Origin of the sequence: Mycobacterium sp. 050128 (assembly GCF_036409155.1) — a bacterium.
In the GTDB taxonomy this organism is placed as follows: domain Bacteria; phylum Actinomycetota; class Actinomycetes; order Mycobacteriales; family Mycobacteriaceae; genus Mycobacterium.
Genome location: NZ_JAZGLW010000001.1, coordinates 1860024 through 1868989 on the forward strand (window position 1 = coordinate 1860024; position 8966 = coordinate 1868989).

Here is an 8966-nt window from a genome sequence, read left to right on the forward strand (position 1 = left end):
ATGGCCAGCGTGAAGTGGTTGGAAACGCCTGAGGCACATGACTTTCCGGCAGCTTGCGATTACCTTGACCTACTCGCTGACCCGCCGACGGTCAAGAAGCTGGCGAAACGGCTGCAGACCGGATCGGTGACGCATAAGAAGGCCAAGGACATCCTGCGGGCCGCGCAGCTGAGCCTGTTACCCGTCGATAACCCACATGTCGCCGCCGACCTCAGCAAGATCGAGAAAGGCATTGCGCTGTCGCCGATCCTGCTGGTGCGCGGTGACATCGTGTCGGGTGTTCCGCTGCAGATCGCCGACGGCTATCACCGCGTCTGCGCGAGCTATCACTCCGATGAGAACACCGATATTCCGGTGATCCTGGCCCGACTGACCCACCAGCAGTAGCGCTTCCGGCGAGTGCTTGAGTGTCCTTGTGATAGAGATCCAGACTGTTGGTTCGGTGCGGGTGTTGACCCTGTCGTCGGGGCGCGTCAACGCCCTCGATGTGGACGTGCTCGAAGAGCTGACCCGAACCTTTCGCGAAGTGCAGGAGTCGGGCAACGGTCCGCTGGTCGTCACCGGCGCCGGCCGGGTGTTTTCCGCCGGGGTCGACCTGAACCGCGTGGTCGAGGGCGGCCGTGACTACACCGATCGGCTGGTTCCGGCGCTGTCTGACGCGTTCGACGCGCTGTTCAACTTTCCGTGGCCGACCGTGGCCGCCATCAACGGCGCCGCGATCGCCGGCGGGTGTGTGCTGGCGTGTGCCTGCGATCGCCGGCTGATCGGACTCGAAGCCGGTATCGGTGCGGCCGAGGTTCGCGTCGGTGTCTCATTCCCGGTCGCCGCGCTGGAAGTGATGCGTTATGCCTGCGGGGACCGCACCGAGGAAGTGCTGCTCGGCGCCCGCACCTACAAGGGGCCCGACGCGATCGCCCGTGGGCTGGCCCACCGCATCGTCACCGACGACCTGATCGAGGCTGCGGTCGGCGAGGCCGCCGAGCTTGGCGAGCTGCCGGTCGAGGCCTATCGCGATACGAAGGCTCAGCTGCGCGCCCCGGCCGTGGCGCGGATTCGTCAAGGCGCCGCTACCGACGCCGACGTGCGCCAGCTGTGGGGTTCAGACGAGACGCAGCAGCGCCTGGCCGCCTACGTGGAAGGCCTTAAACGCCGCGACTGATCACTCGTCGAGCGCGACGCCGCCGCGGGTGCGCCTGCGCCGCATGCGATGCGAGCCCTTGCCCTCCGGGCGACGGTTGCGCAGCCCGGGGCGAGTTTCCTCGGTGTCCTCGCTGGCCTCGTCGGACGGCTCGGCGTCGTCGGCTTCCTCGGCTTCCTCGGATTCCGCGTCGTCGTCGGTCGCCGGCTTCTCGGCTTTGACGGCGTCGACAGCTTTCGCGGTGGGGTCGGCGGGTTCTGCTGCGGGCCCTGCGGCCGGTGCCGGCTCGGCTTCGTCGGATTCCGTGTCGTCGGCTTCGGCGGCTTCCTCGGCGTCCGCCTCGTCGGCTTCGGCGGCTTCCTCGGCGTCCTTCTTACGGCGCAGCCGACGCTTCTTGGGCTCCTTCGCCTTGATCGGCTTCGGCGCAGGAGGCGGCAACTCGGCGACAAACGACAGATAGAACGCGAAAAATCCGAGCAGGGCAATCGCGGCGGCGGCGCCGTAGATCCCGAAAAGATACTGTCCGGCAGCGTCCAGGCTGAGCCAGATCTCGCTGATCGCGGTGCCGATGATCAGCACCCCGGCCAGCACGTGGCCCACGATCGACCAGACCCGGAGCGTCAGGGCCATCTGCGGGGTGCCGAGCTCCGGCTTGCGGGTCCGCAGGTGAGTGAACACCACGGGCAGCGCGGCCAGCGCGATCAGCGCGCCCGCGCCGATGCGGCCCGCCATTCCCAGTCCGCGCGATGTGTCGCCCATCAACTCGGACCAGCGGGGCAACACGCAGAGGAAATAGAGGACGCCGGCACCGATCGAAAACACCAAGTGCCACGGTATGGCGACCTTGCGGCCCATACGCCTCCCTCATACTGGTGAGCCCACGTCAGCCTAAAGGCAGCCAAACAGATTCCGAACAACCGTTGGGCCGCGTCTGGAAACCGAGTGAACCCGATTTGCGGAGGATGCGGGATTTGAACCCGCGAGGGCTGTTAACCCAACCCGCGTTCCAGGCGAGCGCCATAGGCCACTAGGCGAATCCTCCGTGGCAATGGTAGCGGCTGGGTCAATGCGGAATGTCGGTCGGCCGTCATCGGCTGCCCCGAGCCAGGTACTACACTCGCCATGGACCCCGCGCGGCGTCTATCCTGTGAACTCCCCCAGGGCCGGAAGGCAGCAAGGGTCAATGGGCTCTGTCGGGTGCGCGGGGTCCCCTATGTGTGGGGCCGTGCGACCAGCGCTTACGCCGCAAGCCGGCCCGTCACCCTCCGGCGTTCGACAGCGAAAGGGCCCCGAAGAAAGCTAATGGTGGCGTTCGACTCCCTCAGCCCCGAAGAGCTCACCGCACTGCACTCCCGCAACCAGCAGGACTACGCGGAACTGCAGGCCAAGAAGCTGCACTTGGATCTGACGCGTGGGAAACCCGCCCCCGAGCAGCTCGATCTGTCCAACCGGCTGCTGAGCCTGCCCGGCGACGACTTCCGCGACGCCGAGGGGACCGACACCCGCAACTACGGCGGCCTGCACGGCCTGCCCGGACTGCGATCCATCTTCGGCGAGTTGCTGGGCATCCCGGTGCCCAACCTGATCGCCGGGAACAACTCCAGCCTGGAGCTGATGCACGATCTCGTCGCCTTCTCGATGCTCTACGGAGGCGTGGACTCGCAGCGGCCCTGGAAGGACGAGCCGGGCATCAAGTTCCTGTGCCCGGCGCCCGGCTACGACCGGCACTTCGCCATCACCGAGACCATGGGCATCGAGATGATCCTGATCCCCATGCGCGACGACGGCCCGGACGTCGACATGATCGAGGAGCTGGTCGCCGTCGACCCCGCGATCAAAGGGATGTGGACGGTGCCGGTGTTCGGCAACCCCACCGGCGTGACCTACTCCTGGGAAACCGTTCGGCGGCTGGTGCAGATGCGGACGGCGGCCCCCGACTTCCGGATCTTCTGGGACAACGCCTACGCGGTGCACACCCTGACGCACGACTTCCTGAGCCAGATCGACATCCTCGGGCTGGCCGCCGCGGCCGGCAACCCGAACCGTCCCTACGTCTTCGCGTCGACCTCGAAGATCACCTTCGCCGGCGCGGGCGTCAGCTTCTTGGGCGGATCGCTGGGCAACATCGCCTGGTACCTGCAGTACGCGGGGAAGAAGTCGATCGGCCCGGACAAGATCAACCAGCTGCGGCACCTGCGCTTCTTCGGCGACGCCGACGGGGTCCGCCTGCAGATGCAGCGCCACCAGCAGATCCTGGCGCCGAAGTTCGCCCTGACGCTGGAGATCCTCGAGCAGCGGCTCGGCGACTCCAAGATCGCGTCCTGGACCGAGCCCAAGGGCGGCTACTTCATCAGCCTCGACGTGTGGCCCGGGACCGCGCGCCGGACCGTTGCGCTGGCCAAGGACGCCGGTATCGCCGTCACCGAGGCGGGTGCGACGTTCCCGTACCGCAAGGATCCGGAGGACAAGAACATCCGCATCGCGCCCACCTTCCCGTCGCTGCCGGACCTGCGCGACGCCGTCGACGGGCTGGCGACCTGCGCGCTGCTGGCGGCTTCCGAGGCCCGGCAGGGCGCCCCGGCGCCGAGCGTGAACTGACTGCCGACGACTGGCCGGACGCAGGACACGGTTTCTGATGGTCCGACTCCTCAGCGGGACCTGCGGTGCCCGCATCGTCGTCGCACGGCGCCGGTAGCCTGCTGACCGTGGCTCTCTACCGCAAGTACCGACCGGCAACCTTCGCCGAAGTGGTGGGGCAGGAGCACGTCACCGAACCGCTGTCCATCGCGTTGGAAGCCGGCCGGATCAACCACGCGTACCTGTTCTCCGGGCCGCGGGGATGCGGAAAGACCTCGTCGGCCCGCATCCTGGCCCGGTCGCTGAACTGCGCGCAGGGACCGACGGCCACCCCGTGCGGGGTGTGCGACTCGTGCCAGGCGCTGGCGCCCAACGCGCCCGGCAGCATCGACGTGGTGGAACTCGACGCCGCCAGCCACGGCGGCGTGGACGACACCCGCGAACTGCGCGACCGCGCCTTCTATGCGCCGGCGCAGTCGCGCTACCGCGTGTTCATCGTCGACGAGGCGCACATGGTGACGACGGCGGGGTTCAACGCGCTGCTCAAGATCGTCGAGGAGCCGCCCGAGCACCTCATCTTCATCTTCGCCACCACCGAACCGGAGAAGGTGCTCCCGACGATTCGCTCGCGGACCCATCACTACCCGTTCCGGCTACTGCCGCCGAAAACCATGCGGTCGCTTATCGGGCGGATCTGCGAGCAAGAGGGCGTCGTCGTCGACGACGCGGTGTACCCGTTGGTCATCCGCGCGGGCGGCGGCTCACCGCGCGACACCCTCTCCGTGCTCGATCAGTTGGTGGCCGGCTCCGACAACGATCACCTGACGTACCCGCGGGCGCTGGGGCTGCTGGGCGCCACCGACGTGGCGCTGATCGACGACGCCGTCGACGCGTTGGCCGCAGGGGATGCCGCGGCGATGTTCGGCGCGGTCGAAGCGGTGATCGACGCGGGCCACGACCCGCGACGTTTCGCCGTCGACCTGTTGGAGCGATTCCGCGATCTGATTGTGCTGCAAGCGGTTCCGGATGCGGCGAGCCGCGGTGTGGTGGACGCGCCCGAGGATGTGTTGGACCGGATGCGTGAGCAGGCGGCGCGCATCGGCCCGGCGACGCTGACCCGCTACGCCGAGGTGGTGCAGGCCGGCCTGGGCGAGATGCGCGGCGCGACGGCGCCGCGCCTGCTGCTCGAGGTCGTCTGCGCCCGCTTACTGCTGCCCTCGGCCAGCGACGCGGAATCGGCTCTGCTGCATCGTGTCGAGCGGATCGAGACCCGGCTGGCCATGTCCATACCCGCCGGCGAGGCGCCCCCCGCCGACGCACCCGCCAGGCGGGCCGAGTCGGTTGCCCGGCCGGCCGCACGCCGAACGGTCGAAGCCAAGCCCGGCGAGCCGAAGCGCGAGCCGGCCCCCGAACCGGACGCGGCACCGCCCCCCGAACCCGCGCCGCCGCCCGATCCGGTGCCGAATCCCGAACACGCTCCGGCACCGGAACCCGAATCACCTTCTGCCCCGGGCGAACCCAATGCCGCCGCGGTGCGAACGATGTGGCCGACGGTACGCGACAAGGTGCGCGAGCGTAGCCGCACCACCGAGGTGATGCTGGCCGGCGCCACCGTACGTGCCGTGGAGGGCGACACCCTGGTGCTCACGCACGAGTCGGCGCCGTTGGCCAAGCGACTGTCCGAACAGCGCAACGCCGACGTCATCGCCGACGCACTCAAGGACGCGCTGGGCGTGAACTGGCGGGTCCGTTGCGACGCCGGCTCCCCGGGGTCGGCACCGGCCGCGGCGCCGCCTCCCAGCAACGCGGTTGCGCCCGCACCCCCTCGCCGGAGAGTCGTGCCGCCACCCGCCGAGGACGAGGCACCCGTAAGCGACGCTGCCGCTGCGGAATCCGTGCAACGTGACGAAGAAGAACACATGCTTGCCGAAGCCGGTCGCAGCGACCCGTCGGCACCGCGCCGCGACCCCGAAGAGGCCGCACTCGAACTACTGCAGAACGAACTGGGCGCGCGCCGGATCGACGGGGACTGAGCCCCGCTAAGGTCGCCACCACGGGCGCAGCGGCAGATTGTCGGCGCCGCGGCGCTCCACGTTGGCGGCCAGGACGTGATGGAGCTGAAGGTTGTTCTCGTCGAACGCAACTCGTGACGCCGCCATATAAAGTCCCCACACCTTGGCGACGGCAAGACCCACTTCCTCAACCGCCTCGTCCCAGTGCTCGACGAGGTTGCGGCACCAGTCGCGCAACGTCATCGCGTAGTGGTGTCGGAAGTTCTCCGTGTGCAGCACCTCGAAACCCGAGTCCTGAATGTCGGTCATGATGCGTCCCGAACCGGTCAGCTCGCCGTCGGGGAAGACGTAGCGGTCGGTGAAACCGCCCGCAAACGTGTGCTGCTCGTTGTCGTGACGGGTGATGCAGTGGTTGAGCAGCAGACCACCGGTGCGCAGCTTCGACTTGAGGAAAGCGAAATAGCTCGGGTAATTCTTCACCCCGATGTGCTCGGTTAGCCCGATCGACGAAACGGCGTCAAAGCCCGACTCCAGCACGTCGCGGTAGTCGCAGTGGCGCACCTCGGCCAAGTCGGCGAGGCCTTCGTCCTCGATCGCTTTTTGCGCCCACTTCGCCTGTTCGGCCGACAGCGTCGCGCCGATGGCCCGCACGCCGTGGCGAGCGGCGTACCGCACCATTCCGCCCCAGCCGCATCCCACGTCGAGCAACCGGTCGCCCGGTTGCAGGTTGAGCTTCTCGAAGATCAGCCGGTACTTGTTGTCTTGCGCCTCTTCCAGAGTCGCGTCGGCGTTCGCATACACCGCGCAGGTGTAGGTCATCGACGGCCCCAGCACCCATTCGTAGAACCTGTTGGATACGTCGTAGTGGTGATGGATGGCTCCCGCGTCGCGGGACTTGCTGTGCAGCACGCCTTCTGCGAACCGGCGCCACCGCGGCGGCGTTTCCAGCGCCGGCGGAGCAATCGGCACCAGATGCTCGATGCCGATCGAGCGGATCAACTGAGCCAGGGTCCACGCCGACGGCCGCTTGAAATCCACGCGGTCGGCCAGCATTCGGAGCAGCTCGTAGGGATCGCCCGGATGCACGCCGATGGGCTGCAGGTCGCCCGAGATGTACGCGCGGGCGATGCCGAGCTCGCCGGGCGCCGTCGCCAGGTAGGTAGTGCCACGCGGTGAGCAAAGGTCCAGTCCCAGCGTGGCGTCGGCGCTGCCGGCTGTGCTGCCGTCGTACGCGGTGAACTTGAGTGGGTGCCCGCCGCTCGCGGTGAAGATGGCCAGCACCTCGGCCAGGTTCAGCTTGCCCGTAATGGAGTGGTCGGGCTCCTTGGTCGTCGTCATCGCCGTTGCACCGCCTTTGCATAGAGATCGAGCAGACGAGAGTCGGGATCGTAGGACTTTTTGACCGTCTTGTAGGCCTCGCCGCCGTACAGCTGGTCGAATTCCTCACGGGTGTAGAAGGAGTCGGAGTACAACGACTTGTGCCCGTCGAGCTCACTGACCTTAGCCTCGATCGCGCGGTTGGTAATCCCCACACCGTCACCGGCAGGCACCGAGGACCAAAATCCGATGTTGACGTAGCTGACCTCCGCCGGCATCGGATACAGCGGCCAGCCGTCGTGATCACGAAGCCTTAACGGGCACAACCAGATCGGCGTGATCGGGACGTTGTCCAGAAACCACTCCAGGAATTCGCAGCAGCGCCCGATCGGCACCTCGACGTCCTGGACTACCCGCTCCCGGGCCGGACGCCCATGGTGGGCCTCGATCCGGTCGGAAATCCCGAACCGGCGATCCATCGCCACGAGCTTGGAGTAAACGCTGCTACGCCGGTAGCGGCGCGGCCACCAGCGGCGCAGCGCAGGGTTCTGGACGCCGAATGCGCCTGAGCACCAGAACCAGTCGGTGTCCCAGCGCCAGAAATAGTCGTGCATCGTCAGCCGGTCGTCTTTGGTGTCCGCCGGGCCCGCGGCGTCGTGCTGCATCGACTGGTAGTAGATGTTTTTTCCGGTGTAGTCGCTGACCGGTCCCGGGGTGGTGGTGCGCCGGGCAACGCACAGGTAGCTCTCGTCGGGACCGAAGACCACGCCGTCCAGATAATCGACCGGGGTTCCGTCATGCCCGCCGGTGTCGATGATGCGTTCGGCGGCCGCGACCAGTTCGGGCAATGAGTGGAATCGGATGTGCCGCAACGCCACAAACGGCGCGATCGGTTCGAGCTCGATCCGCAGCCTCGTCGAATAACCCAATGTTCCATAGGAATTGGGAAAAGCCCGGAATAGGTCGCAGTGCTGATCGCGCGATGCGGTGAGTAATTCGCCGGCGCCGGTGAGGATATCCATTTCCAGCACCGATTCGTGTGGCAAACCGTTGCGGAACGACGCCGATTCGATGCCCAGGCCGCTGACCGCGCCGCCGAGCGTAATGGTCTTGAGCTGCGGAACGACCAGTGGCGACAGGCCATAGGGCAGGGTCGCCGCCACCAAATCCTGATAGGTGCACATGCCGGCGACATCGGCGGTGCGGGCTTCGGGATCGACACTCAGGACGCCGGTCAGTCCCGAGGTGTCCAGGCCGCGGGCATCGCGTTTAGTGCGGGCGCGGAACAGGTTTGACGTGGGCTTGGCGAGCCGGACCGCGGACGTCACGGGGATGGAGCGATAACTCGCCATCAACCGATCGACGCCCGACGTGTGAGCCGAGTGTGCAGATCCTGAGCCTGGCACCACATATACCCTAGTCTTCGACCACACCCCGTGCACCCGCTCGCGAGCGGCATCACAGCAGAGGAGTCGCGCCTGATGGCACAGGTCAGCGCAGCCAGCACCATCTTGATCGACGTCGAGCCCGGGGCCACGCTCGCCGCGGTGGCGGATTACCAGACCGTCCGCCCGAAGATCCTGTCCCCGCACTACAGCGAATACCAGGTGCTGCAGGGCGGCCAGGGACAGGGCACCGTCGTCAAGTGGAAGCTTCAGGCCACCAAATCCCGGAGTCGCGACGTGCAGGCAACGGTCGATGTCGCCGGCCACAGCGTCATCGAGAAGGACGCGAACTCGTCGATGATCACCAACTGGACGGTGGCTCCGGCGGGACCCGGATCTAGCGTGACCGTCAAAACCAGCTGGACGGGCGCGGGCGGCGTCAAGGGCTTTTTCGAAAAGACGTTTGCACCCTTGGGACTGAAGAAAATTCAGGGTGAGGTACTGGCGAACTTGAAGAAGGAGCTCGAAGGCTAGGCC

The 8966-nt window shown here is 67.1% G+C and carries 8 protein-coding genes, 1 tRNA gene and 1 other RNA gene; 6 read left to right on the top strand and 4 right to left on the bottom strand.

Annotated elements, in window-relative coordinates:
* Both SKC41_RS09030 and SKC41_RS09035 read left to right on the top strand, forming a co-directional pair.
* Positions 1–387, top strand: coding sequence for a hypothetical protein (locus SKC41_RS09030; RefSeq protein WP_330977315.1), 387 nt, complete (start codon positions 1–3; stop codon positions 385–387).
* A 55-nt stretch (positions 388–442) separates the two neighbouring features.
* Entirely contained in the window at positions 443–1159 is a 717-nt protein-coding gene (locus SKC41_RS09035) for an enoyl-CoA hydratase/isomerase family protein (RefSeq protein WP_330977316.1), read from the top strand.
* Here the strand turns inward: SKC41_RS09035 and SKC41_RS09040 are convergent, their stop codons facing one another.
* The gene (locus tag SKC41_RS09040; RefSeq protein WP_330977317.1) at positions 1160–1993 is read right to left on the bottom strand and encodes a hypothetical protein; all 834 of its coding nucleotides are present in this window, start codon (positions 1991–1993) and stop codon (positions 1160–1162) included.
* A 101-nt stretch (positions 1994–2094) separates the two neighbouring features.
* A tRNA-Ser gene (locus tag SKC41_RS09045) sits at positions 2095–2180 on the bottom strand.
* Positions 2181–2259: 79 nt separating this feature from the next.
* Here SKC41_RS09045 and ffs point away from each other — a divergent pair.
* The 3 genes from ffs to SKC41_RS09060 all read left to right on the top strand — a co-directional run bounded on the left by ffs (position 2260) and on the right by SKC41_RS09060 (position 5748).
* Positions 2260–2354, top strand: an RNA gene (gene ffs, locus SKC41_RS09050) — signal recognition particle sRNA small type.
* An 89-nt stretch (positions 2355–2443) separates the two neighbouring features.
* A complete protein-coding gene (locus SKC41_RS09055; RefSeq protein ID WP_330977318.1) occupies positions 2444–3736 on the top strand; it encodes an aminotransferase class I/II-fold pyridoxal phosphate-dependent enzyme in 1293 nt (430 codons plus the stop codon).
* 107 nt (positions 3737–3843) lie between these two features.
* A complete protein-coding gene (locus SKC41_RS09060) occupies positions 3844–5748 on the top strand; it encodes a DNA polymerase III subunits gamma/tau (RefSeq protein ID WP_330977319.1) in 1905 nt (634 codons plus the stop codon).
* A gap of 6 nt (positions 5749–5754) precedes the next feature.
* Here SKC41_RS09060 and SKC41_RS09065 read toward each other — a convergent pair whose 3' ends face one another.
* Together SKC41_RS09065 and SKC41_RS09070 are read right to left on the bottom strand one after the other, a co-directional pair.
* Positions 5755–7065, bottom strand: a complete 1311-nt coding sequence (locus SKC41_RS09065; RefSeq protein ID WP_330977320.1) for a class I SAM-dependent methyltransferase — start codon at positions 7063–7065, stop codon at positions 5755–5757.
* Positions 7062–8396, bottom strand: coding sequence for an FAD-binding oxidoreductase (locus SKC41_RS09070; RefSeq protein WP_330977321.1), 1335 nt, complete (start codon positions 8394–8396; stop codon positions 7062–7064). Before SKC41_RS09070 ends, SKC41_RS09065 begins: the two co-directional genes overlap by 4 nt.
* Positions 8397–8525: 129 nt before the next feature.
* On the opposite strand from SKC41_RS09070, the gene SKC41_RS09075 reads away from it, so the two are divergent.
* Positions 8526–8963, top strand: coding sequence for an SRPBCC family protein (locus SKC41_RS09075; RefSeq protein ID WP_330977322.1), 438 nt, complete (start codon positions 8526–8528; stop codon positions 8961–8963).
* Positions 8964–8966: the final 3 nt, after the last annotated feature.

Bases quoted from the DNA above. Each gene is read 5' to 3' on its own strand.
- SKC41_RS09030 (WP_330977315.1), top strand. From the start codon at position 1: ATGGCCAGCGTGAAGTGGTTGGAAACGCCTGAGGCACATGACTTTCCG.
- SKC41_RS09040 (WP_330977317.1), bottom strand. From the start codon at position 1,993: ATGGGCCGCAAGGTCGCCATACCGTGGCACTTGGTGTTTTCGATCGGT.
- SKC41_RS09065 (WP_330977320.1), bottom strand. From the start codon at position 7,065: ATGACGACGACCAAGGAGCCCGACCACTCCATTACGGGCAAGCTGAAC.
- SKC41_RS09070 (WP_330977321.1), bottom strand. From the start codon at position 8,396: ATGGCGAGTTATCGCTCCATCCCCGTGACGTCCGCGGTCCGGCTCGCC.
- SKC41_RS09075 (WP_330977322.1), top strand. From the start codon at position 8,526: ATGGCACAGGTCAGCGCAGCCAGCACCATCTTGATCGACGTCGAGCCC.